The sequence below is a fragment of the Planctopirus limnophila DSM 3776 genome (genome assembly GCF_000092105.1).
Classification (GTDB): Bacteria; Planctomycetota; Planctomycetia; order Planctomycetales; family Planctomycetaceae; genus Planctopirus; species Planctopirus limnophila.
In genome coordinates, this window is the sequence record NC_014148.1 from 3,300,986 (window position 1) to 3,324,674 (window position 23,689).

A 23,689-nucleotide genomic window follows, 5' to 3' on the forward strand; every position below is an offset into this window, starting at 1 on the left:
GATTGAATTAAAACACATCGACCAGGCGTGGCCCCCAGACATCAAACTTTGGTGCGATCCCCAGACCAGGCGCTTCACTCGCCTGCATGTAACCATCCACACGCATCGGTGCACCGTCGGCATTACTGACCGTGACATAGCTGTTAAAATCGGTACTTGTAAAGCGATAGTGCTCGGGTGTGCTATGAGCCAGATGTGCAATGGCAGCCGTGGTGATATCGCCACCCCAACTGTCTTCCAGCGTCATGGCAATTCCCAGCGAAACACATAAATCGCGAATCTGTCGTGTTCTTGTCAGCCCACCCAGCTTACTGATTTTCAGATTGACCGCATCCATCGCCAGATCGGCCTTCGCCCGCATGAACATACTCAAAGAGTCGATATTCTCATCGAGAATAAAGGGATGATCCGTCGCCCTGCGGACAGCGAGGCATTCTTCATAAGTCAGACAAGGCTGTTCGATATAAACATCCAGATCACGTACGGCCCGCACGACGCGAATCGCCTCATGCTGTGACCAGCCAGTATTCGCATCAGCCACCAGACGATCATCGCTATCGAGCATAGCTCGAACTGCGCGAATCCGTTCAATATCGGTATCCGGGTTCCCGCCCACCTTGAGTTGAAAGCGGGTGTAGCCATCGGTCTTGTAGGCCGCGACCTTGCGGGCCATGACTTCCGGAGCTTCCTGAGAGATCGCTCGATAGAGCCGGATTTTTTCGCCATAGCGCCCACCAAGAAGTGTGCAAACTGGCAAACCAGTGCACTTCCCCAATAAATCCCAGCAGGCAATATCAATCCCGGATTTCACATAAGCATGCCCTTTAAGGGCGGCATCCATGCGTTCATTGAGCTGGGAAATCTCCCGGGGGTCCCAACCCAACAGGTGCGGCCCTAGTTCCTTAAGCCCTGCCCTGACACCGTCCGCATACGCCGGCAGATAGAACGGCCCCAGCGGACAGACTTCGCCATAGCCGACATGGCCGGTATCGGTCTCCACTCCCACGAGTGTGCTGTCAAAAACCGAAACCGACTTGCCACCCGACCAGTGATAGCTCCCTTCACACAAAGGAAGCTCAACACGATGGGCAAAAATCCGGGTGATGATCATGAGGAATGTTCCGTGGTGGTGCCGTCATGGCCGGGAGAATTTGTGTTATTGAACACAACATTTCATTGACGGACACCATACGGATTGGCAGGCCTTCTGCACAAGAATCAATCGGCATGAGTTTGCAGATTTGTCGGAGTCCCTTGCCAGGAAAGACTTTTTGCACAAATGAGCCGGGCCGCTTCTGCCGGCTGAGTCTGCAGCAACAGGTGCGGCCCTGCAATTTGGCTGAACGTCACCTTCGGCATTAACTTCTGAATGATCGATAAACAGGATGCAGGGACCAGTCGATCCTGTGTCGCCTGAAGGTAATGAATCGGCACGGAAACATTCTGCAGTTCAGGCCGCACATCAACCCGCAGGACTGCTCGTAACCTGGCAGCCAGAATGTCTGCTGGAACCTGATCCAAAACGGTTCGAATCCAATGCCGCGAGTCGGCCTCTGCTCCATTTGCCAGAAACATTATTGCCAGTGGTGTTCGGAATGGATGGGAAAACCACCATGAAGAAACCCTCGATGCAGCCCACCGGGGAACCCATCGCACAGGTGAGGTCAAAAAGCTGGCACACAGAATGACGCCACAAAGCCCCGCAGGACTGGTGGCAGCCAACTGGATGGCCAATGGCCCGGAAAAGGACTCCCCCAGAACGACGTAAGGCTCATCTTCGGGGAGTTGTTGTTTCACGAAAGTCAGCAGTTCCGGATAACCCATCCGGGGATCGAACGGATATCTGAAGACGACGGCTTCGATATCGTTGTGCAAATGACTCAGCAACGGCGTAAAGAGTTCACCTGTACCATCCATGCCAGGCATGAGGAGCAGTTTCATTCACGACTCCTCCTGCCAGCCATCATCGACCTCTCTTCAACAACAAAGGTTTATTTAGCAGCTTCAAGCTCAATATTAAACTTCGTGGCCGATGCTCCGACTTCAACTTCCAGCGGTGTGGATTCTTTGCTTTTATACTTCGCAGTAATCTCAGGGTAAGTGGCTTTATCAGTCGGATCGACCATCGAGACGCCATCCTTTTCAATGATCCGTTGGCCGGGAGGTGCCACAACCACTTTGTACTTGCCGGGGATGACTTTCGCACCGCCGGGTGGTGTGTAGGCGTAAGTCCCATCGGCTTTCACGCGCGTTACGAAGGCATCATCACGATCGACAGCCGAAAATGTCAGAATGGTTCCTTCGGGAAGAGCCTTGCCAGCGGCAGACGTCGTGCCCGAAACACCGCCAATCTGGGGAACGGATGATCCGCAGCCTAATGCCGCGACGAGCATCGACAGACTGAGGCAGAATCCGGTGCAGTGAGAAAACAGAGTTCTGTTCATTTCAAGTTCCAGGTATTGACCAGCGACAAGCGAGCCGGCATTCAGACAGCGGGGAGAGAAAAACAGCCGCCTGACGAGGTGAGTCAAGCGGCTGCTGAGTGAGACGTTCGAGAGACTCTTAGAGTTCACCAATGGTCTGGCCATCATCTCGAATGCAGGCATGCCGGAGCGTGTCGAGATTGATGTTGTCGCTGATGAAGCCCACGTGACCATCGCCGAATAGACAGTGGACACCACCCGTATGTGCCGATGTAAGCGGGTTGTTCGGGCCGAAGTTTACATTGATGCCAGGCTGATCATAGTTTTGTGTATTCGGCGCATAACGGACAGTCGTGAGATTGAACGTACGCTGACCTGGGCGTTGCCCACCACCACTTGTTCCCATCGTCCAGGAATGGGGGCCTGAACCGCCTAGAAACACACGATTGCCCGTAATTGTGTGTGCGTGCTGTGCTTGTATCGCAGCTTGATAAGTTGCAGTGACTAAAGATCCTCCGGATTCCCCGACCATAATGATGTTGGATGTTCCATCGCTGGCATCTCTCATTCGCGTCACATCATTAACGAGCATCATTCCACCAGAACTGAGGGATCCGTTCCCAGAAGCTCCGCGATCGCTGCAACAATCTGCCGCTGTTGTATTCAGACGGCTTTCTGTAAATGCGGCAGTGCTGGTCGCACCGGCAATACCAATGTACGTCGCTCGTTTTTGCCAGTCAGTCGGTTGTGCCATGGCACTCGAGGGACAAAGCTGAGCAGCAATAGTGGCATTCTGGATGCGTGTACTATTTCCGCCTCCACCAAAACCGGAACTGCTGGCATTCATATCCAACGAATTGAACAGCGGCCCCTGATCAAGCCCTGGCAGTAAACCCACCCACCACGTCATCCCCCAGCCACCGTTTGCATCACGACGACAGCCAATCGGGAAAGTGCTGTAGGTGTCGTGGTAGTTGTGAATCGCCAGGCCAATCTGCTTGAGATTGTTCCGGCACTGTGTGCGGCGTGCCGCTTCGCGTGCCTGCTGGACTGCCGGCAGCAACAGGGCAATCAGAATGGCGATGATCGCAATCACCACCAGCAATTCAATCAATGTGAAACCACGACGCGACATGCGTGCCTCCAGTCAGAAGAGAAGAAGTTTTTAACAAGACAGGAACTGGGATAGGAAAACTTTACATAGCGTACACAAGAGAATGTTTATGAGTCAATCAGCGATCTTTAAAATCTTGCTTCACCAAGGAAGTTCGCCTGCTCATCTCAGGATTTCCCCAGAGCAGTTCAGGCAGAGATCAGTTCACGGTAAGTCATCAGCAGGAATTATGTTGTGGACTTTCTTTCCACAGATTTCTTGTCGCCGGATTTGCAACTGGCGATGATTTCATCTTTCAGAGAATCTGACATCACCAGACCGGCTGGAGGGGCTTCGATAAAGTTGATGCCGTGAAACAAGCTCAATTCAGCGAGCGCTATGCGCATCTCCTGGGGAGCATGAACGCCCAGTGCCGCAGAGACAGAGATCCTGCGTTCGCTCTCGAGCAGCTTTCGGAGAGCAGCGGTCAATCGCTCACGGTTCGCCCTTCGAATGAGCAGCATGCGCTGAATGGCGAAGAAGACCAGATGCCACGACGCTGGCCCGATGAGCAGGAACATCAGAAAGATTTTGGCCGTTGAAAGCAGGTCGAACGAATGGCCAAAAGTCACCCTCGGAACACCCATCGACAAGAATGACAAACCCGTCCACTGTCCAAACTGGAAGGCCTGAGTCGTCCCCAAATTCTGAAGAGAACTCCAACTTACCAAGTAATAGATCACCCCCAACAGGAGAAAAATCCCTGTCGCCACTTCGGCAAACCAGCCCGGAGCAATGGCCCACTGGAATCGCATGACCAGAATCGGCCAGATCATGTTCCAATAGAAGAGTGTGAGGAAACTGGCGACGAACAGGCCAAGGACAAGCCCTCCTCCGGCCCAGAGCATCGCTTCCTGAAGTTGCTCGTCGACCCAGACATCGAGCGTGACTTTTTTACGTTTCTTCTGTGTCACTCCGGTTCCCGCAGCCATGCCCCCTCAACTTCCTCGAAAGTGAAACTGGTTTTGCCTGGAAACTGGCTTTGCCTGCTAAATGCCAGAGAATCTGAGCACTCTAAAACCCTGTCGGCCATACGAGGAATCTTCTATGGAAGATTAAAATCGTTCTCCCGTTTTGAGTGCTCAGGCTCACGCCAAAGAAATCTAGCCGAAGATTGTGAAGATGGCCAAAACTGCTGAAACAATGCGAATTCCGCAAACCTCTTGACCAAGGCAAACTTCCCAAGCCAACAAACATTGACCAATGGCAGAGAATGGCTACAATCGGCCAAGTCGGCAGGATCGGTAAATTAATCACACTCGTGAGAACCCGAAAACTTGCTGCAATGTTACCATTGTTGCACACCTCGGGGTTTTCGGCAGGTTTGGGGTTTGCCGCTGATGACGCAATTCGCGGACTTGGCGGCATTCGGCAGGGAATTGCCACCTCTTCGACTACGGAGAGCGAAGAGGTCACAGTCCAGTGTTCCGCTCATCGACAGGGTGTGCGGAGCCGCTTCAAAGGATGGACGTTTGTCATGAAAACGGTTTTCACCACAGGCGAGGCGGCCAAGATCTGCAAGGTCAGCCAGCAGACCATTATCCGCTGTTTCGATTCGGGTCAGCTCAAAGGTTTTCGAGTTCCGGGATCACGATTCCGGCGGATCCCCCGCGATATTCTCTATCGCTTCATGAAAGAGAATGGCATTCCGACGGATGCCCTAGAAAGTGGCCGCCGCAAGGCTCTCGTGGTGGATGACGATGTCGAACTCGTCGAACTGATTCGCGATGCCCTCGAAGCCGATGGCAGGTTTGAAGTGCGAGTCGCCAACAATGGCTTTGATGCTGGGATGATGGTCAAAGAGTACCGCCCGGATATCATCGTGCTCGACGTGATGCTTCCGGATATCAATGGCAAGGAAGTCTGTCAGCGGGTGCGCAATGATCCAGCTCTCGATGATGTGCGCATCATCTGCATCAGCGGGATGGTGGAAGCCGACAAGATTGACGATCTGAAGAAATCCGGTGCCAACGAGTTCCTGCAGAAGCCTTTCGAAGTCGAAACGTTGGTCGATCGGATGTGCCGCCTGCTCGATGTCGAGCCCTCTGACAACTAAACGAGGAACTTTGGGGTTATCAACCTCAAAGCAAAACCTTTTGGGTAGGGTGCATGAAGTTCCGACGGAATGCCCCAACTCATTCTGGTTTGATTTATCGAACGTACTAGCAGTCATCGAGTTGACTGACAGGGCTTGTCGCTGGGTGTAAGCCTTTGCACTCGTATTGTTTCTCCAGTGCTGGGGAAAGTCTCAATGCTGGTGCATTCCGCAGACTCCATGCACCCTACTAGATTTATTGCATGCGTCCTGTTTGAAACGCCTTGGGCACTCACTGGAAAACACCCCGAGAATACTGTTGAACATGCGGTTCCAGAGAAGGCCTCGGCCATGAATGACGAGGATCAGCCAACTCTTCCCATCGATACCGCAACCAGCAGCAATGCCTCTCTCTCTGAGAACTCCTGGTCGCCGGATGCATCACGCCTCGAGGCCTTGGCCGAGTTTGCCGCCGGTGCCGGTCACGAGATCAACAACCCTCTGGCAACGATCCTCGGGCGAGTGCAACTGCTGCTCCCTGGTGAATCGCACCCGGATCGTCGCAAACATCTCGAAACGATCATGTCGCAGACACTGCGTATTCGGGACATGATTGGCGACCTGATGCTCTTTGCACGGCCCCCTGCACCACAGCGCGCTCTTGTCGATGTGAAGCAACTTGTTGAAACTGTCTGCCTTAAACAAAAACCGGAGATTCAGATTGCTGGCTGCGAACTCGAATTCACCAGTGAGCTTCTGGAAACCACTCCTGAAGGGCACAGCGAAACTGGAAAGTTCCTGGCGTTTATCGATCGACACCAACTCTCCATTGTCGTGGCAGAACTCCTGCGAAATGCCCGCCAGGCGATGAAAGAAAATGGTGGCGTGATCCGAGTCTATCTTTCCCGAATAACAGATGGCTTACCACAACTCCAACTGATCGTCGCTGATACCGGGCGCGGCTTCTCAGCGCTGGATCAGCAGCACGCTTTCGATCCTTTCTACTCGGGTCGGCAAGCGGGTCGTGGAATTGGGTTTGGCCTGTGCAAAGTATGGCAGATCGTCCGTCAGCATCACGGAACGATTGCCATCGACTCTCAGCCAGAAGGCCCGACGAGCATCACCATTACGATACCCGTCGAAGAACCGATGGAACCATGATCATTCCGTCAACCACCTGGCAATGACCTCGATCATCGCACCCGATCAGTTCTTGAGTTCAAAGTTGATCGTGTTGCTCCCCGCTTTTACCTCCGCAGTGAGTGCCCCGGGTTTCAGGTACTTGGCTGGGACAGATTCGGGCTGTCCTTTGACCCACTCACCCTCTTGACCATTTTGAGGAGGTTTGGCATAGCCATCCGTACGCGTGGTAACGGAAACCACATGCGGCCCCACTTTAGCGCCATAGTTTGTAAGATCGAATCTCAGAGTGTAGGCCCCGTTCTCGTCGGTCATCCCTTCCGAGGCTCGACTGTCTGGCGGCTGAAACTGAACTCGCGCATTGGCCAGCGGTTTGCCATCGAGCGTCACCACTCCGGAAACCTTGCCGAGAGGAGGCAGATCACTCACGCTGCTGCCACAGCCACAGGACATTGAACTCAGGATGGCCACAACAGAGAACACCACTGTTGGGAACCGGGCCGGACTGATCTGTCCGACCCAACTCCGTAATGCGAATACCCACATAGTCGTCTCAACACCTCGATTGTTGACCCAGTTGTCCAAGGCCCGAGTGGGCTTGAATCATCCACTGCTCAGAAAATCCACAAAAGTGGACACCACTAATAGTCGCCAATCACAAATCCATCGGCAATCCCGACCAGGGCTTCGAAGGTGCTGTTGATGGGGGCAGGTGCAACGGTTTCACCGATATTGAAGATGTTTTGAGAGAGGAACTTGACGGCTCCATCTCCCATGAGGAAGTGTGCTCCGCCCGTATGCTGGCTGCTATAGCTGGCGGATGTTTCAGTATTGGGCCCTGTGAGAACGGGATTAATGCCCCATTTCGAGGTCCCTACGATTGTCATGATCCCCTGATTCCAGCCGGGATTTACATCCTGTGCAGCAGGCCCCCCCGCATTGGCGTCGCGAACAGCATAGAGCGTTCCCGCACTCATCCGCTGTGCACCGGAAAGCCAGGCCCGCTCGCCCACAAGAATCGTATTGCTGCTTCCATCCGTGATATTCGAGAAGTTTGTTCGGCTATTGCGGAAAAAAGCTCCCGTGGCCCCTTGCGTACCATCCGTCCCAGCACGACCTGCCTGCCTTGGTGCCGATGTACTGTTCGAGGCCACATAATTGCTCAGTGCCAGACCTCGATTGGTCGTGGTGGTGGCATCTTCAATGGCATAACCGGGATCGAGAGCTGGATCATGCACTCTCGGCCCGTTATCCGAAGGGCAATCAAAAGCCGCCAGCTGATTCTGCATGGCACCCAGGTTTGCCTGAATGGCGGCACTGGGAAGTTGTCCATTCACGTTGAGCGTGTTGAACAGAGGTGTCTGATCGATGTAAGGGAGCAGAAATGCAGACCAGGCCCAATGCCCTTTGTTATCGGCGACTGTGGCCTGCACGTACGCTGGTGGTAGCGTGTTGTAAGTATCGTGATAGTTGTGCATCGCGATCCCCAGTTGCTTGAGGTTGTTTCTGCACTGAGTCCGCCGAGCCGCTTCCCGCGCCTGCTGAACAGCGGGGAGCAGCAGCGCAATCAGAATCGCGATAATGGCAATCACCACCAGCAGTTCAATCAGCGTGAACCCGGCAGAGCGATTTGAAGTTCGTCTTTCTGACATGAATAAACTCCTGAGAAAAGCTCGAAAGAACATCGAGAAAACTGGGCAGAAAGCCCGGGACAGTCATGAGATATGAAAATGGATTACAACCTGGAAGCGAACTGATTGCTGACGGTTTGCAGATGTGAAATCTTCTGTGATCGAAATCAATAACTGAGCTGACCCAATTTTTGATTGATCAATCGCAATACTGAAGCGAACTCATCACTCGGCGCGACTTGTGGCGAACGCCATACGAATTGACATATGAGATGAAAGCAAAAAACAAACACTTTGAGCATCGGTAGATCAGTTGCACATCATGAATCCAACGCACTGGTGACTGCATCATGTTTGATGCGTTGAGTCTGCGGATCCAGGCGATTCGCCTGCCAAAGTTTTCCAAAACTCAAAGTGCCAAGTCATCTTGCCATTCGGAGCAAGCCCCTGACTGGCCGACAATCTGTGATGCCTGACGTCATGTCACTTCGAATCAAACTCTGAAAGCTTTGCAGTTCGAGCGCAGAACTGAAAAGCTTTAGTCATACTGATCATTTGCGTGACAATACGCAAGCGAATAAAAATATGTCCATGTGATTGCTTTTGTCGACAACGATATGATTGGCGGTCGATAAGACTTCTCATGTCGCAGACCTGAATTCACGGCTCAATATCCAGGAATCGATGCAATTGAGTACGAACCCCAAGTCCTCCAGCCAGAAGCTCCGTGGAATTCTGACCCCAAACATTGTGCCGCTGGATAATCAGGGGCGGATCCATGAATCAGAACTTCGCCGCTATGTGGATTGGCTGATTGCCCATGGTGTTCATGGACTCTACCCCAACGGTTCGACGGGAGAATTCCTCAGGTTTACCGCCGATGAACGCCGCGAAATTATGCGGATCATTCTGGATCAGGTGCGCGGCCGTGTCCCCGTATTAGCCGGTGCAGCTGAAGCCAATACGCGGGAAACGATCCGTGCCTGTGAAACGTACTACGACATGGGTGCAACGGCTGTCGCCATTGTTTCCCCCTTCTATTACAAGCTGAGTCCGCGGGCGGTTTACGCGTATTTCAAAGAGATTGCCGACAACACGCCCATCGATGTGACTCTCTATAACATTCCTTTGTTTGCCAGCCCGATTGACGTACCGACCGTCGAACGCCTGGCTTTCGACTGTCCCAAAATTGTGGGCATCAAGGATTCTTCCGGCGACTTGCCACACATGGCCCGCATGATTCAAGCGATCCGGCCACATCGCCCCGATTTCAGTTTTCTCACGGGCTGGGATGCGTCTCTTGTTCCCATGCTGCTCATGGGTTGCGATGGTGGTACCAATGCCAGCTCAGGCGTTGTTCCAGAGATCACCCGCAAGCTGTTCGATCTCTGTGAACTGGGTCAGTATCACCAGGCCCGTGAAATCCAATTCGAGTTGATCACTTTGTTCGACGCCATGATCGGTGCCGCCGAATTCCCCGATGGCTTTCGACTCGGCGTACGCTTGAGAGGCTTCGAAACTGGCGCTGGTCGTCAACCTCTCACTGCCGAGCAACAGACCGAACTGTCGAAACTGGCCGACACTCTGCAGTGCCTGCTCGCCCGGCACGGCCTGACCAATGCTCCTCACTCCGGTTGCGACCCCAAAATGGCGCCGGCAGCACTCACCTTCGGCAGTACTCCGCTCACATCATCACCATCCGGCAAGGCAGACACTCCACCGGTTCCAACACCACTGACGGAAGATCAACTCACACAGATCGTCCAAACGGTTCTGACTGAACTCGGACGACCACGCTAGAAACTTTTTCCGTCAGAAATATAGATCTCGGAATCTGGCCAGTTTGACTGCTTCAGTCAGGTTGGAACACCTGCCCGCAACGGAGAATCTCTCATGATTTGAGAACGTCACATGCTTGCTGGATCAATCAGACATCAGCAGCTCGACTGACTCTTATGCATGCCCTCTGGAAGTCTCAGAGAACTCACCTCACCGGGGATTTGTTCGAGTTCTCTTCCAAGAAAATCCTGCCATTCACCTGTGCCATGGGTCCTCTTTTCAGCGGAAGAGTGCCCATGGCATTCTCATTGGTATGAGATCGTTTCGACATACGAAGACACGACAAAAATTCGCGAGTGTCCTGTTTCTCAAAAAGTAAAATTAACTTTCCGTTAGATTCCCGATGAAGAACCAAGAGCAACAATATTAAGAACAACATTATTAACAATTCATAAACCATTCATCAGAATAGATTTACAACATCGTTAGCTAATGCATCTTAACAAATATAAACAGCACTCTCCATTTTCACACATTTCCTTAACTTTTTATTCATATTCACAAGGAAGATTTCGCCTGACGCTCGCCAGTCCGTGATGTTGCAGTGATGTTCGCCTGCAAACGATTGGCCCACACTTTCGCAGGTCAGGATTCTGAAATGCTTCGTTTGAATGCGGCTCAACGTCGCGGCTTTACTTTGATTGAACTTCTCGTCGTGATCGCCATTATCGCGATCCTGATTGCACTGCTGTTACCAGCCGTTCAACAGGCCCGTGAAGCAGCCCGGCGGACACAGTGCCGTAACAACCTCAAGCAGATGGGGCTGGCACTCCACAACTACGAATCCACCTTCAGTCGTTTTCCAAGTGCTGGTGAATTCACCGATCGCCGTGGTGGAACGTACTACCGAACGTTCACACCCACATCGACCTTTGTGCAGATTCTGCCATACATCGATCAGGCACCGCTCTACAACCAGTTCAACTTCAATTTCCACTACTCGAATGGCTTTGTTGCCGGCACATCGACGGGCAATGCTCTGGCTGCACAGGCCAAGATCAATGCCTTCCTGTGCCCTTCAAATGCCAACACACCGGTCGATCCACAGAACTTCGGCCAGACAGATTACATGCCTGTCGCCTACACCGACCTCAACGGTACGACAGGCGAACGCGCTAAGCTCAACACGACCTGGGATCGTGACTCCGTTCTGGGATTCTTCAACCGGCTAAGTGACACAACCGATGGTTTGACCAACACCATTGCCATCATCGAAGATTCGGGCAAAACGACTGTCGTCACAGGCTCTTACACCGCCGGTGCTCTTTTCGGCCCCGTCGCAGGTACTCCGCTGACACAGCAAGGCGTCGTCGCAGCCGCCATGCCCGGAACTTCGAACACATGCCCCAATCGCTGGGCTGATCCAGATTCAGGGAGTGGTGTCTCCGGTTCCCCACTTCGCGATCCAGCCAGCACATCGCCGGCTTACAGCGCAACAGCTCCAATTGCCGTCATCAACAACAACAAAACGCCCAATGGTGGTGGAACAGCATGTCCCTGGAGTTCCAACAACTGCGGGCCCAACGATGAGCCATTCAGCCTCCACACCGGTGGTGTCCATGCCCTGCTCGGCGATGGCAGCGTGAAATTCATCTCCGAGAACATTGACGTCCAGACCGTCCGCCGCCTGCTCAGCCGTGCGGATGGCGAACAAGTGGGCGAGTTCTAAAACCCATGGTCTGATCAACGAAAAACATGCCTGCTTTGGCAAGTCTGATTTTCTAATGTGATCAGTTCCAGCAAGATCGATATTCCCGGCATGACCATGATGTCCGGGCTTGGCCAGGTGGTTTCCCCCTCGAAGGACACCACCTGGCTTCATTTGCTGACGACTATTCGGATCGCTTCAGATCAAGAACAGATTGGCCATCCAGCTTCCAGCTCGCCTGAGGGACAATCCCCAGGTAGTCCAGAGCGGTAGCGACAATATCCACCTGATAGGTCGGTTCACTCGTTTTTCCGGCCTTCACCTCTGTCCCACTGGCAATGATGAAAACGTGGCGAATCTCAGGCTTTTCCCGGCCACCACCATGATTCGTCCCCGAGCCACCATGATCCGTACAGACAAGAATCAACCAGGCTTCTTGAGATGTCTTTTGCCTTTCGTCAATCGCTGCTAACAATCGACCGATATATCCATCGACGCGCTCAATCGACTCGACGTACTTCTTCACAGTGGGATGAAACCCATTTCCATGCCCTGTTTCATCGACTTGGCCAAAGTAGCAAACGACGACATCTGATTTTCCTGCACGAATACACTTCGCAGCTGCAGTCGAGAGTTCGTCATCAGCGACCAAATAATCCTGGGCATGTTGAGCCTTCGCGTTGATCGTCTCATCGGAGTGGGACAGAATCTTTTCAGCAATCGGTGGCCAACTGCTGAACGACGCTGTTTTCAACTCAGGCCGGGCCTCTTTCACTCGGGCAAAAAAGTGAGGGTACTCCATATAACTCGATCCCTTAAAGGAGTTATCGACCACTCCATGTTTATCAGGCCAGACACCCGTCAATAGATTCGACCAACCCGGCCCACTGACGGTATCTCCTTTGGTTTCGCGACTGGCCAGAATATCGGTGTTTTCGCAGTACAATCCCTGCTTGACCAAACGATCCAGATGGGGCGTATGGGCCGCCTCGATCGCATCCGGTCGGCAGCCATCGATCCCGATCATCAAGACTTTGCGAACGGGTTTGGCTTCAGCACCCGAAGTATCGCTTGCCAACACAGCCAAACAGATCACCGCCAGCAACACGCCGCCCCAACCTGCGAAAAACTTTCGACTTCTCTTTGACATGCATCTCTTCTCCCAAAGAACCAACGGCACCTGATTTAGCTGACACGATCTCCCGAAACCGAAATGGTCTCGATGTTTCGTCAATCAGCTTACCCAGGCACTGCCTCGGTGCCATTGATCAAATGAGATAGACATTTGCCCGAAGTGATCTTTCATTGATACCAATGCGAAGGGCTACCAGAAAGTTCTCTGGTAGCCCTTGGAAATCCTGCAATGAATTAAGCAAAGGGGAGCACTAACCGCCGAGTTTATTCTTCAGGAATGCCAGACCTTCCTGCAAAGCTTCATCGAGTTTTTCCGGGATCTTGCCACCGGCCTCGGCCAGTTCGGCTCGACCACCTCCACCGCCGCCAACCAGTTTGGCAGCCGCCTTGACGGCATCGCTGGCACTGAACCGCTGGGCCAGGTCTTTGGTTGCGCCGGCAATCAACGAAACCTTACCATCGACCGCCTGTCCCACAAGAACCGCTGCCGATCCCGCTTGAGCACGAATCTGATCGACCAGTTCTTTGAGCTGCTCGCGGGCCAGCTCATCAGCACGGTGGACAATCACCTTGATGTCGCCCACCATCGGCGCATCATTCACCAGTTTGGCAGCCATACCAGCGAGTGATTGCGAGGCGTACTGAGAGAGTTCCTTCTTCGCCACGCGCAGTTCATCCTGCAGCGCTGCGACCTTGCGTGGCAACTCTTCAGCAGTCGTGGCTTTCACCAGCATTCCCACTTCCCGCAGGAGATTTTCGGATTCCCGCATACGGGCAATCGCCTTAGGGCCTGTGACGCAACTGATGCGGCGCACACCGGCAGCAACCAGTTCATCCTTCACCACGCGGCAGATACCAACCTGCCCGGTGTTCGAAAGATGTGTACCGCCGCAGAATTCGCGACTGAAATCTCCCATTTCAACCACGCGGACAAAATCGGGATACTTCTCACCAAAGAGGGCCATCGCTCCCAGTTTTTTGGCCTCATTAATGGGCATCACGCGCGTGTTGATTGGAGCCCCTTCCGCAATCAACTGGTTGATCTGATCTTCAATCGAGATCAATTCTTCATTCGTCAGGCTGCGCGGATGAGCAAAGTCGAAACGCAGCTGATCCCCTTCGACCTTCGAACCACGCTGAGTCGCGTTTTCCCCCAAAGTCGTTCGCAAAGCATGATGCAGAATGTGTGTGGCCGAGTGAGCACGGCGGATAGCGGCTCGACGGTGGGCATCGACACCGGCGGTGACTTCTTCTCCCACCTTCAGCGAACCCGCTTTGAGTTGCCCAATGTGGACAAAGAGTTCGCCATCCTTCTGAGTATCGTAAACGGTGAATTCACCGCTGGCAGTGCGAATAGTACCGGTATCACCGACCTGACCACCCGATTCACCATAGAACGGTGTCTTGTCGAGAACGATCCCAATGGTGACCAGTGGGCTGGAATAGCTTTCGGCCAGTTTCTTATCTGCAATAATGCCGCGAATTGTGGCCTTGGATTCGATGGCCTCATAGCCCAGGAACTCTGTCCCGCCACTCTTTTTGAGGGCATCAATCGGCCCTTCCGACATCACAGAATCTGCAAACGCTCCGCGTCCGCTCGCCTTTTTGGCCTCTTCCCGGCACTCTTTGAAGCGGGCCATATCGACTGATACACCCTCTTGAGCGGCTAACGTCTCAGTCAGCTCAATCAGGAAGCCGTCAGTCTGATGCAGATCAAACGCTTCGTCACCAGAAAGTGAAGTTCGATTCGCACTTCTGGCCTGATCGACCAGCTTGCGGAACTTGGTCAGGCCACGCTCCACCACACCAAGAAACTGCTTTTCTTCTGACTCGATCACATGCGAGACGGCTTCAATCGTCTGGTGCAGTTCGGGATAAGGCTTCCGCATGACTTCAGCAATCATGGGCACCAGTTGCGAAAGGAATGGCTCTCGTTTTCCTAACAGGAAGCCTTCCATCGAAGCCCGCCGCAGAAGCAGTCGAATGATGTAGTTTTCTTTCTCCGGGCCAGGGACACAGCCCTCATGGATGGCGAACGTACAGGCACGGACATGATCGGCAATGCGGCGAAGTGGTCGGCCCACAGGGCTGGCAAAGTCATACTTGACCCCCAGGATCTCACCGCCGCGGTCACACAATGGCCGGAGAATATCGATCTCGTAGTTGCTCTCGAAGCCCTGCATGACCGCTGCAGTCCGCTCCAGGCCCATCCCGGTGTCGATATTCTTTTTAGGTAATGGCCTCAAATTGTTCGGAGGATCCCCCACGCGATTGAACTGCGTGAAGACGAGATTCCAGATTTCGACTTTCTTGCCGCTGGGTGGCGTGTAGTAAATTTCACTGCAAGGGCCGCAGACACCATCCGGGCCATTGGTGGGTGAACCGGCAGGCCAGAAGTTTTCATATTCGTCTTCGCGGGTAATCTGCTTCGAGTCGAGGCCAATTTCGTTCTGCCAGATACCGACCGCCTCATCGTCGTCCAGATAAGCGGTGACAGTCAGTCGCGAGGGTTCCAGGCCCAGCCACTTCTTGTCCGTCAGGAATTCCCACGCCCAGTGGATGGCTTCTCGCTTGAAGTAATCTCCAAACGAAAAATTCCCCAGCATTTCAAAGAAGGTGTGGTGATACGACGTCACCCCGACATTGCTGATATCACCCGTGCGCAGGCACTTCTGGCAGGTTGTGGCCTTGGTGAAATCGAGAGGCCCGATTCCAAGAAACTGATTCTTGAACTGATTCATCCCCGCAGGTGTGAAAAGAACGGTTGGATCATCTTTTGGAACCAACACATCCGAAGGGCGACGGAGACAACCCTTCCCGACGAAGAAATCAAGATACTTTTCGCGGAGTTCATCTGTCTTCATGTTCGATCGGCTGCCGTGCCTGCAAGGCGATTGAGGAAACGTCCGGGCATGCAAGTTCATGCCTTTCCCTGACAACTTATCACAATCGGCAAAACCGGTGCATCCTCAGCATCGCGAATTGTCGCGCAACGCTTGCCGATTTCCACAAATTTGGCACTTATTCGGCTTCCACTGTCACTTGCCGACCATCTGCCAGCGTGAGTTTGAGCTTGCCGGTCGCCGCAGTTACCAAAGTTGTGAATTCTGCCGGAGTCCCAACGGGTTGCCCATTGACCTCCGCAATAAAGTCCCCGACATGGAGCCCCGCCCGACTACCGGCACTCTCTGCCACGATTTCCGTCACCAGCACGCCCGGGAGAAAGCGAATGGGCTGTGGCAAAAGTTTCCATCGCCCCGTCGAGTAATCGACTGTTAATCCCCTCAAAGCAGCTCGCCTGGCCCCCGACGCCACAATCTGATCTTCCCAGTCGACGGGCCACTTCCCGAGTTTTATAGAAAGCTGCAATTCCTGCTGACCACGTAAAACCTTGAATGGAACGACTGTTCCCGGTGCCTTCAAACCCACTTCCCGCATGAGGTCATCCCCTTGAAGGATATGCACCCCTCCAATTTCCAGCACGATATCCCCGGGCTCAATCCGACCGTTCCATGCCGGTGAATAAGGGTAAGCCATCTCTACCTGAGTACCGTACAACACACGCGGGTACCCTTCGATGATCCGGGGTATGACCACTGGGGCTCGATTGAGGCTCACGCCTAGAAATCCGTACTCCACTTCCTCGCCGCGAATCAGCGACTCCACAATCCGCCGGACGCCTGCATCAAACGGAATAACAAAACCACTCGACTTCTCATAACCATCCAAGGCGGCCAGCGAACTTCCAATACCCACGAGTTCCCCATTGAGGTTGATAGCGGCTGCCCCACTCATCCCCAAAGAAAGTCGTGCGTCGACCTGCCAAAGGGTGCCAAAATAATGAATGGTGGGCTTCGCTTTGCGGGAATCATCCCGAGCCACCAGCGGATCTGGAGGCGGACGACGGGTCATATTGGAAATCATGCCCATCGTGACACTGGCTGAACCATCGCGTGCAATCGCATACGGATTCCCCAACAGCAGCACAAACTGCCCTTTGGTCATCTCATCCGCTCGGCCTAATTCCAACGGTGTGAGATTTAAATCACCTGATCTCAAAGCACCGCTATCAAGCGCAAGAACAGCCAGGTCACTTCGAGGATCGGCTGCGAAAACTGTCGCCCAGCAACCCTTACGTCCCGCAAATGTGACGAACAGCCGCGATTGATCCCCTTTCACAGGCTGCCCATACCGCTGTCCATTTCGCACAGCGTGATAACAGGTGAGCACCACAGGTTCCTGAGGATTCGCCCCGCGAATCAGAATCCCGCTCGCAAACTCATTGGGAACAAAATCAGGGTCGAGCGGATCCAGCCGGGTTACCCGCTGATCCGGGCCAATGATCATTTCCGTCGCCGATGGACGCACCCGGGCAATGCTGACAATCGCCCCTTGATTCCGCTCAACCAGATCTTGAACCGTCTTTTCGAATGCGACCACAGGGAGAGCTGGAGCCTGTGCCAGAAGTGTCGTCGAGCAGCAAGCACCACACGCGAGAACCACGACCAGCAATCCGCGCAACGATGCTCTTGCTGCGTAAACAGCTTTGAAGACGGGCGGCGTGGACTCACATGACCACATCACAATATTTCCCGCAGAACTCCAGCCCTAACCAACACCCTGGATCCCAGTCACTTCCAGGTGATTCTCACTTGGAGTCACTCTCCCTTGGAAGAGGTGGAAATGTGTTGACCAGCGGCATGCAGTTCCAGCACCTTGGCCTTGATCTCGGCCATCAACTCCGGATGCTCTTCCAGATAGATCCGGGCTTTATCCCGGCCCTGACCGAGCTTGACTTCGCCATAAGTAAACCAGCTACCACTTCGCTCAACGAGCCGCGCAGCGACCCCCAGATCAAGAAGATCGCCAGAAAAGCTGATTCCCTGTGAACTCAGCATGTCAAACTCAGCCACACGGAATGGGGGTGCGACTTTGTTTTTGACAATCTTGACCTTCATGCGCATCCCGGTCGTGACATCCCCCTCTTTCAAAGTTGCCAGCCTCCGGACATCAGCCCGGACGGAGCAATAGAACTTGAGAGCCCGCCCGCCAGGAGTTGTTTCCGGGCTGCCGAACATCACGCCGATCTTCTCACGAATCTGATTGATAAAGATCACTACGGTTTTAGCTTTGGAGATCACCCCGGTCAGCTTACGCATGGCCTGGCTCATCATGCGGGCCTGCAGCCCCACATGCGAATCGCCAATCTCGCCCTCCAGTTCCGCTTTAGGAACCAGCGCCGCGACCGAGTCAATCACCACGACGTCAACAGCGTTCGATTTGATCAGCATCTCGGCAATCTGCAGAGCTTCTTCTCCCGTCGAAGGCTGGCTGACCAGTAACTCTTCCAGATTCACTCCCAGCTTTTTCGCCCAGGCAGGATCCAGTGCATGTTCAGCATCGATAAAGGCCGCAATCCCTCCCTCACGCTGTGAATTCGCAATGCAATGCAGGGCCAGCGTGGTTTTACCGCTTGATTCGGGCCCGAAGATCTCAACGATCCGGCCCCGTGGAAAGCCTTTACCACCCAGTGCCAAATCCAGCGACAACGCCCCGGAACCAATCCCGTCAACATCCATGCCGGCATCGGTCAACTTCATGATCGAGCCGCGACCAAAGGCCTTTTCGATCTGCCCCAGTGTGTTATCGAGCAACTTCACATGCTCGCGTTCAACTTCTGCAGCAGATTTCTTGTCTGGCTTGGCCTTCGGCGACATCCTGAGTCATCCTTTTTGAAATCTTTTCCGGTCAATCACAATCCGTACGCAGCCACATTCATCGTGAATGTACAAAAATACAAGAAACCAAATGAACAGTCAACAGCCTGCATGAAATGGATTTCGTTTGATCACTTCGAAAGCTCTGCCAACACTTCTTCCGACACGCTGAAATTCGACATCACATTCTGAATGTCATCGTTGTCTTCGAGAGCATCAATTAAAGCCAGGACGGCTCGCCCCATCTCCAGATCAAGCTCGACCGTGTTCTGCGGCAGCATGGTGATTTCTGCAGATTCCATCGGTATTCCGGCTTTCTCCAGGGCTTCCCCCACAGGAGTAAACGTCTCCGGGGGACAAATCACAGAAAAACCACCAGCGTCGGCGGTGACATCCAGTGCCCCGGCATCGAGCGCAATCTCCATCAGCGTGTCTTCATCGGTCACGCCTGCCTTCACCGCATAGAGCCCTCGGCGATCAAACATCCAGGCCACACAACCTGTGCTGCCAAGATTCCCGCCATGGATATCAAAAATCCGGCGGACTTCACCTGCTGTACGATTCCGGTTCTCTGTCAGAATGTCACAGAGGACAGCCACACCACCGGGGCCATAACCTTCATAGAGTACCTGCTCGTAATTGTCGGCCTGAAGCTCGCCTGTCCCTTTTTTGATCGCCCGTTCGATCGTATCCGCAGGCATACTCGACTTTTTGGCGCGATCAATTGCATAGCGCAGCGCGAGATTCGCAGCCGGATCCCCCCCCCGCTGTGCAGCCACAATAATAGCCTTGGAAAGCTTGCCAAAGAGCTTCCCTCGCTTTTGATCGTATCGTCCCTTCTTGTGAGCGATATTCGCCCAATGGGAATGGCCAGCCATACTGTCTATCTCTTCTCAACAAGCAGATTCAGTTCAAAAACTAACGACGAAGCGACAGATTTCATCTCTTCAGCTGATAGCGAACCTCGCAGAATGACCCGTTTTTGGCCCATATACAAGGGCTTGATTAAGGGAGGCCAGCTGATCACATACAAAATATCAGGACGTGGGCTCTATGGCCTGTGGCTTGCCCCCTTCTTTGGGTTTGGCAGCCGTCCCTAACTTTTCTTCCAGTCGCTTGAGCAATTTCTCATCAGGGAGACGTTCGGCTCTGGATTTTTCCATCGCTTTTGCCCAGGCCTTCTGAGCGTCGGCGGCTCGACCCAGTTTGTTGTAAACGTCCCCGAGATGCTCATAGATTGTCCCATCTCCACCCGTCCGCATCTCAGCGGCTTTTTCCAGTGGAGAAAGCGCCTCTTCATACTTTCCGAGCTTAAACAGCACCCAGCCGAGGCTGTCGAGATACGCAGCATTTTCAGGTTCTGCTGCCACCGCCTTGCGGATCATTTTCTCGGCTTTTTCCAGGTTTTTTCCCTGGTCGGCATAGAGGTAGCCCAGATCATTGTTGACCGAAATATCCTCTGGATCTTCCTCCAGCACTTTTTCGAGGATCGCTTCCCCTCGTGGAATATCACCCTGCATGACATAGATGTTCGACAGGCTGAATTGGCACTGCCTCACAATTCGTGTCTCGCCGGGAAAATCCCGGAGCACAGTTTCAAACTGGGCGATTGCCTTTTCGAAATTGCGACTGTGATAGTAAATCCAACCTTTCTGGAACTGCAGGACAGCCGCCTGGGGGATCAGACGAATCGCCTGATCAATCGCTTCCAGTGCTCCTTCAGTATTCCCATTCATCTCCCGGGCTTGAGACAACTGGAAAAGCAGATTGGGCTTTCGATCAGCCATCGCAGGCTCTTCCAAGGCTTCTTCCAGAACTTGAGCAGCATCGGCATAGCGGTCGGCTTTCAGAAGCATCTCCGCCAGATCGGAAAGCACAATCCCTCCACGATCAGGAGCAATCTCCTTGGCTTTACGAAAGAATTCGATTGCAGCATCGATTTGCTCACCTTGAGAGGCCAGCTTGGCAACCAGGTAGGCCTCTTCAAAAGTCAATTCACGAGGCTCGGCAGAGGCCTGCCGACGGCCTGCATCAATCACCAGACCGACCAGTTCCCGATCCTTTGCCACCGACTCGAACTCGGCTTCAATCTCATCCACACCATCCGGTGGAGCCTGAGACAAGCCGCGACCTAACGTATCCAACAGTTTATCTGCCACTTTCTGCTTACGATACAAACGCGAAAGCCCCAGATATCCTTTTAAATCTCGCGAACCCTTTAGTGAGGCTTCGTAGATCTTTTCGGCTTTTTCGTAATCACCGCGATCCGTCAGTTTCTCGGCCAGAAAGAACTGCAGTGTCGAATTCCGCTGGTCTTTCTCGGCAATCGCAGTCAAGCGATCAATCAACTCTCCCTCAAGACCACTGCGGGAGAGAATCTGCGACAACAATTCGTAAGCTTCGCGGCCTTTGGATTGTCTTTGAGCATCGATGTACTTCTGAAGTTCAACCAGAGCCTCCGCCGGCTTACCTTCCAGAAGCAGCAGCTTGGCCTGATAGAAATTGACATTTCCCCGGCTGGCCTTACCGGTTTTGACAGCCAGTTCCAGCGCTTCTCGTGCAGGTGCCACCCGTTCTGCATCCAGGAGAACCTGTGCAACACGCTCAGCACCGGTCCGGGGATCATTCATCAGTTCGTTGCGGAATCTCGGATCAAGTTTGAACTCATCCGGTTTCTTAAACACTTTCAACAGCAGTTCGTACTTATCGGCTGCCTTGGGAATATCACCCGTCGCCAGATACAGGATCGCCAGGTCGCGCTGTAACCGGATCGCCCAGTTCGACAGGGGATCGAGTGTGGGAGAATTCGCTGCCTGTTCCAGAAACTTGATCGCCTCGGCCCCTTTCTGCTGGGCAGCCATTCCGGCAGCGAGAGTATGGAGAACTTCAAAGTCGGCAGGATCAAGATCGACAACTTTCATGGCCCAGGACATCGCCTGTGCCGGTTGTTCCTGAATCAATGCAATCTGCATCAGCTTGCGATATGTCTCGGCAGAGCCTGGATTGAGTTCCGCAGCCCGCTGGTAAGCCGTGTAGGCCCGCTTCCACTCCAGTCGAGATTCGAACAACGAGCCCGACATGAACCACGCTAAAGCCTCTGCCTGTTTTTCTTCAGCAGCAGTGCGCGGAGTTTTAGGAGTGAGAGGAACAGCCGGTTCATCCAACGTTTGCAATTGAATGACAGGCCCTGCGGTTACCTTGGGAGATCCAGCAGGCTGAGTTTCCTCAGAAGCTGCTGTTTTCTTGGTTGCCTCTTCAGAGACCGGAGGCGGTGTCGCAACCTCTTGCGCTGCGGCACGCTTCAAGAAAGTGTCGGCCAGTCCGTTCCCAGACACAACAGATAAGGCTACGCAACAGGGAATCATCAGGCCGAACTTGAAGAGGTGGAAACCTCCATCCCGTCGCAGACGAAATGCGGTCAGTCCCAGACTCCATTTTCTGACGTGTTCCATTCCCTGCCCCTCAAGATTTTCCCTGGGCATCTGCTGAAGACGTGGTGTTCACGTCCAGCGACGATTCAACATTTTGACACCTTCCGATTGTAGCCCTGAATGTCCTCAGGCAGCAAACCGAAGTTTGACGAAAGTCTGCTTTGGCCAAGGTTCGATGGATCACATTTTCGAAAGCTGGTTCGCAAGAGAAGCCGCGAGGAGAGCGTCTCTTCGTCAGAAACCAATGCACGACTTCGCACTGACCATCCTTCGGGAATTTTTGACCACCAGAGCCAGTGCAAGAAAACAACCTTCAATGGGAGCAGGTGTCGACAGGTTACGGAGTGACATCTCCCGGGCTTTATCCGTTACGACTTCGCCCTGCCGGTTTTTTTCGCAGCGGCTGATTTGCTCTTGGCTGCAGCGGATTTGCCTTCCCCCTTGGCGGGTTTGGCTGAAGACGAAGCTTTGGTAGATTTCTTGTCAGGCGCCGCTTTTGAAGCCGCCTTAGTGCTGGGTGTCTTTTCGGCTTTTTCTGTCTTCTCAGTCTTTTTGGCAGTTGAGCTCACAGCCTTTGAAGTCGCTCCCTTTTCAGTGCTTTCCTTCGGGGGCTTAGATACCTTTTTGGCGACGGGCTTATCGTCGGAAGGCTTATCAACTTTTGGCTTTTTGGTCTTGCTGGAAGTTTCAGGCGCCACTTCCGTGGCCTTCTCTTCAGACTTGGGAGGCTTTGAACCACCTTTGGCTTTAGGCTCGGTCTGCTTCTTTAACTTTTCCCAGTAAGCGGCAGGCCCGAGCTTCATGAGTTCGGCCAGTCGTTCCATCGCCGTCCCGGCATCGAAACCTTCTGGTGGATGCGGATAAGCCTCTTTATTGAAGGCACTTCGCAGATTGGAATCTGTCGCCAGAGCACGAATCATCCCACAGAAACTATCCACTTCTGCTTTTTTGACCGTGGTCTTGAGCGACTCACTGATTTCGTCAGCACTTTGTCCGGGCATCGCCAGTCCCAGCCAGACCAGCGTATGAATCGAGCTTTCATCCAGAGGGATGACATGCGCACCAAGAACCGCATGCAGTGTGTAGGTTCGGACAAAAGGTGTGGCCGACTTGATTTTCACAAGTTGCTTCTGGGCCAGTTCGAGTGTCCGCTTTTTGAGCCCTTCGAACTCGAAAGTGTAATTCTTATCGAAGACATGCTGCAGCACACCTTTGTAACGATAAGCCTTCCACTCGCTGTTATGGAGAGACCCCAGAGCCTCCTGTAATTCGGTCACAGAACTGACACGGGCTTCGTTCAAGTCTGTAAAAGCGGCTCTCAATTGCTCATAAGCAGCCTGCGATTCTTCAATCGGCGAATCTTCCAGGCAGACCGCAAAAAGCATCGTTTCCAGAACCGGAAACTCGGGAGACGATGGCAGTTTATGAAGCTTTTTGACAACCGGATGAAGCTTCTTCAGAAGTGCCTGCTTGTCGGCGGTTTTTGTTCGTACGGCAGAGGCCATCGTGTGTTTCTTCCGCAGTCAGGTTCCGGGAAA

General features: G+C 53.3%; 18 protein-coding genes. 4 read left to right on the top strand and 14 right to left on the bottom strand.

Going from position 1 to position 23,689, the window contains the following annotated elements:
* Window positions 1-7: 7 nt before the first annotated feature.
* The 5 genes from PLIM_RS13070 to PLIM_RS13090 form a co-directional block, all read right to left on the bottom strand.
* Window positions 8-1,111 (bottom strand): cis-3-hydroxy-L-proline dehydratase, encoded by a 1,104-nt coding sequence (locus tag PLIM_RS13070; protein ID WP_013110795.1) that lies wholly within the window; start codon window positions 1,109-1,111, stop codon window positions 8-10.
* Window positions 1,112-1,218: 107 nt separating this feature from the next.
* On the bottom strand, window positions 1,219-1,941 hold the full coding sequence (locus PLIM_RS13075) for an alpha/beta fold hydrolase (protein WP_013110796.1): 723 nt from the start codon (window positions 1,939-1,941) through the stop codon (window positions 1,219-1,221).
* Window positions 1,942-1,991: 50 nt separating this feature from the next.
* The gene (locus PLIM_RS13080; RefSeq protein WP_148227099.1) at window positions 1,992-2,444 is read right to left on the bottom strand and encodes a hypothetical protein; all 453 of its coding nucleotides are present in this window, start codon (window positions 2,442-2,444) and stop codon (window positions 1,992-1,994) included.
* A 118-nt stretch (window positions 2,445-2,562) separates the two neighbouring features.
* Window positions 2,563-3,558 (bottom strand): DUF1559 domain-containing protein, encoded by a 996-nt coding sequence (locus tag PLIM_RS13085; protein WP_013110798.1) that lies wholly within the window; start codon window positions 3,556-3,558, stop codon window positions 2,563-2,565.
* A 206-nt stretch (window positions 3,559-3,764) separates the two neighbouring features.
* Entirely contained in the window at window positions 3,765-4,508 is a 744-nt protein-coding gene (locus tag PLIM_RS13090) for a hypothetical protein (RefSeq protein ID WP_013110799.1), read from the bottom strand.
* A gap of 545 nt (window positions 4,509-5,053) precedes the next feature.
* On the opposite strand from PLIM_RS13090, the gene PLIM_RS13095 reads away from it, so the two are divergent.
* Both PLIM_RS13095 and PLIM_RS13100 read left to right on the top strand, forming a co-directional pair.
* Window positions 5,054-5,632 carry a response regulator gene (locus PLIM_RS13095; protein WP_041403630.1) on the top strand — a complete coding sequence of 193 codons (579 nt, stop codon included), beginning with the start codon at window positions 5,054-5,056 and terminating at the stop codon, window positions 5,630-5,632.
* Window positions 5,633-5,962: 330 nt separating this feature from the next.
* Window positions 5,963-6,772, top strand: coding sequence for a sensor histidine kinase (locus PLIM_RS13100; protein ID WP_196349449.1), 810 nt, complete (start codon window positions 5,963-5,965; stop codon window positions 6,770-6,772).
* 45 nt (window positions 6,773-6,817) lie between these two features.
* Here the strand turns inward: PLIM_RS13100 and PLIM_RS13105 are convergent, their stop codons facing one another.
* Complete coding sequence (locus PLIM_RS13105; RefSeq protein ID WP_148227100.1) at window positions 6,818-7,180, bottom strand: carboxypeptidase-like regulatory domain-containing protein; 363 nt, start codon at window positions 7,178-7,180, stop codon at window positions 6,818-6,820.
* Between the two features lie 212 nt (window positions 7,181-7,392).
* Window positions 7,393-8,403: a DUF1559 domain-containing protein gene (locus PLIM_RS13110; RefSeq protein ID WP_013110803.1), complete on the bottom strand. Its 1,011-nt coding sequence runs from the start codon at window positions 8,401-8,403 to the stop codon at window positions 7,393-7,395.
* Between the two features lie 663 nt (window positions 8,404-9,066).
* Between PLIM_RS13110 and PLIM_RS13115 the strand changes: the two genes are divergently transcribed.
* Both PLIM_RS13115 and PLIM_RS13125 read left to right on the top strand, forming a co-directional pair.
* Complete coding sequence (locus tag PLIM_RS13115) at window positions 9,067-10,182, top strand: dihydrodipicolinate synthase family protein (protein WP_013110804.1); 1,116 nt, start codon at window positions 9,067-9,069, stop codon at window positions 10,180-10,182.
* Between the two features lie 637 nt (window positions 10,183-10,819).
* Complete coding sequence (locus PLIM_RS13125; protein WP_013110805.1) at window positions 10,820-11,890, top strand: DUF1559 domain-containing protein; 1,071 nt, start codon at window positions 10,820-10,822, stop codon at window positions 11,888-11,890.
* Window positions 11,891-12,053: 163 nt separating this feature from the next.
* Here the strand turns inward: PLIM_RS13125 and PLIM_RS13130 are convergent, their stop codons facing one another.
* The 7 genes from PLIM_RS13130 to PLIM_RS22935 form a co-directional block, all read right to left on the bottom strand.
* The gene (locus PLIM_RS13130; protein ID WP_013110806.1) at window positions 12,054-13,019 is read right to left on the bottom strand and encodes an alkaline phosphatase family protein; all 966 of its coding nucleotides are present in this window, start codon (window positions 13,017-13,019) and stop codon (window positions 12,054-12,056) included.
* Between the two features lie 235 nt (window positions 13,020-13,254).
* Window positions 13,255-15,867 (bottom strand): alanine--tRNA ligase, encoded by a 2,613-nt coding sequence (alaS, locus tag PLIM_RS13135; RefSeq protein WP_013110807.1) that lies wholly within the window; start codon window positions 15,865-15,867, stop codon window positions 13,255-13,257.
* 157 nt (window positions 15,868-16,024) lie between these two features.
* Entirely contained in the window at window positions 16,025-17,584 is a 1,560-nt protein-coding gene (locus PLIM_RS13140) for a trypsin-like peptidase domain-containing protein (RefSeq protein ID WP_013110808.1), read from the bottom strand.
* 77 nt (window positions 17,585-17,661) lie between these two features.
* Window positions 17,662-18,720 carry a recombinase RecA gene (gene recA, locus PLIM_RS13145; RefSeq protein WP_013110809.1) on the bottom strand — a complete coding sequence of 353 codons (1,059 nt, stop codon included), beginning with the start codon at window positions 18,718-18,720 and terminating at the stop codon, window positions 17,662-17,664.
* 131 nt (window positions 18,721-18,851) lie between these two features.
* On the bottom strand, window positions 18,852-19,598 hold the full coding sequence (locus tag PLIM_RS13150; RefSeq protein WP_013110810.1) for a YebC/PmpR family DNA-binding transcriptional regulator: 747 nt from the start codon (window positions 19,596-19,598) through the stop codon (window positions 18,852-18,854).
* Window positions 19,599-19,757: 159 nt separating this feature from the next.
* Window positions 19,758-22,172 carry a tetratricopeptide repeat protein gene (locus PLIM_RS13155; RefSeq protein ID WP_013110811.1) on the bottom strand — a complete coding sequence of 805 codons (2,415 nt, stop codon included), beginning with the start codon at window positions 22,170-22,172 and terminating at the stop codon, window positions 19,758-19,760.
* Between the two features lie 347 nt (window positions 22,173-22,519).
* A complete protein-coding gene (locus PLIM_RS22935; protein WP_013110812.1) occupies window positions 22,520-23,656 on the bottom strand; it encodes a hypothetical protein in 1,137 nt (378 codons plus the stop codon).
* Window positions 23,657-23,689: the final 33 nt, after the last annotated feature.

Excerpts from the sequence above, each read along its gene's own strand:
- PLIM_RS13125 (WP_013110805.1), top strand. The coding sequence starts at position 10,820 with ATGCTTCGTTTGAATGCGGCTCAACGTCGCGGCTTTACTTTGATTGAA.
- PLIM_RS13115 (WP_013110804.1), top strand. The coding sequence starts at position 9,067 with ATGCAATTGAGTACGAACCCCAAGTCCTCCAGCCAGAAGCTCCGTGGA.
- PLIM_RS13100 (WP_196349449.1), top strand. The coding sequence starts at position 5,963 with ATGAATGACGAGGATCAGCCAACTCTTCCCATCGATACCGCAACCAGC.
- PLIM_RS13155 (WP_013110811.1), bottom strand. The coding sequence starts at position 22,172 with ATGGAACACGTCAGAAAATGGAGTCTGGGACTGACCGCATTTCGTCTG.
- PLIM_RS13090 (WP_013110799.1), bottom strand. The coding sequence starts at position 4,508 with ATGGCTGCGGGAACCGGAGTGACACAGAAGAAACGTAAAAAAGTCACG.
- PLIM_RS13110 (WP_013110803.1), bottom strand. The coding sequence starts at position 8,403 with ATGTCAGAAAGACGAACTTCAAATCGCTCTGCCGGGTTCACGCTGATT.
- PLIM_RS13085 (WP_013110798.1), bottom strand. The coding sequence starts at position 3,558 with ATGTCGCGTCGTGGTTTCACATTGATTGAATTGCTGGTGGTGATTGCG.
- alaS (WP_013110807.1), bottom strand. The coding sequence starts at position 15,867 with ATGAAGACAGATGAACTCCGCGAAAAGTATCTTGATTTCTTCGTCGGG.
- recA (WP_013110809.1), bottom strand. The coding sequence starts at position 18,720 with ATGTCGCCGAAGGCCAAGCCAGACAAGAAATCTGCTGCAGAAGTTGAA.
- PLIM_RS13075 (WP_013110796.1), bottom strand. The coding sequence starts at position 1,941 with ATGAAACTGCTCCTCATGCCTGGCATGGATGGTACAGGTGAACTCTTT.
- PLIM_RS13150 (WP_013110810.1), bottom strand. The coding sequence starts at position 19,598 with ATGGCTGGCCATTCCCATTGGGCGAATATCGCTCACAAGAAGGGACGA.
- PLIM_RS13130 (WP_013110806.1), bottom strand. The coding sequence starts at position 13,019 with ATGTCAAAGAGAAGTCGAAAGTTTTTCGCAGGTTGGGGCGGCGTGTTG.
- PLIM_RS13080 (WP_148227099.1), bottom strand. The coding sequence starts at position 2,444 with ATGAACAGAACTCTGTTTTCTCACTGCACCGGATTCTGCCTCAGTCTG.
- PLIM_RS13140 (WP_013110808.1), bottom strand. The coding sequence starts at position 17,584 with ATGTGGTCATGTGAGTCCACGCCGCCCGTCTTCAAAGCTGTTTACGCA.
- PLIM_RS13095 (WP_041403630.1), top strand. The coding sequence starts at position 5,054 with ATGAAAACGGTTTTCACCACAGGCGAGGCGGCCAAGATCTGCAAGGTC.
- PLIM_RS13070 (WP_013110795.1), bottom strand. The coding sequence starts at position 1,111 with ATGATCATCACCCGGATTTTTGCCCATCGTGTTGAGCTTCCTTTGTGT.
- PLIM_RS22935 (WP_013110812.1), bottom strand. The coding sequence starts at position 23,656 with ATGGCCTCTGCCGTACGAACAAAAACCGCCGACAAGCAGGCACTTCTG.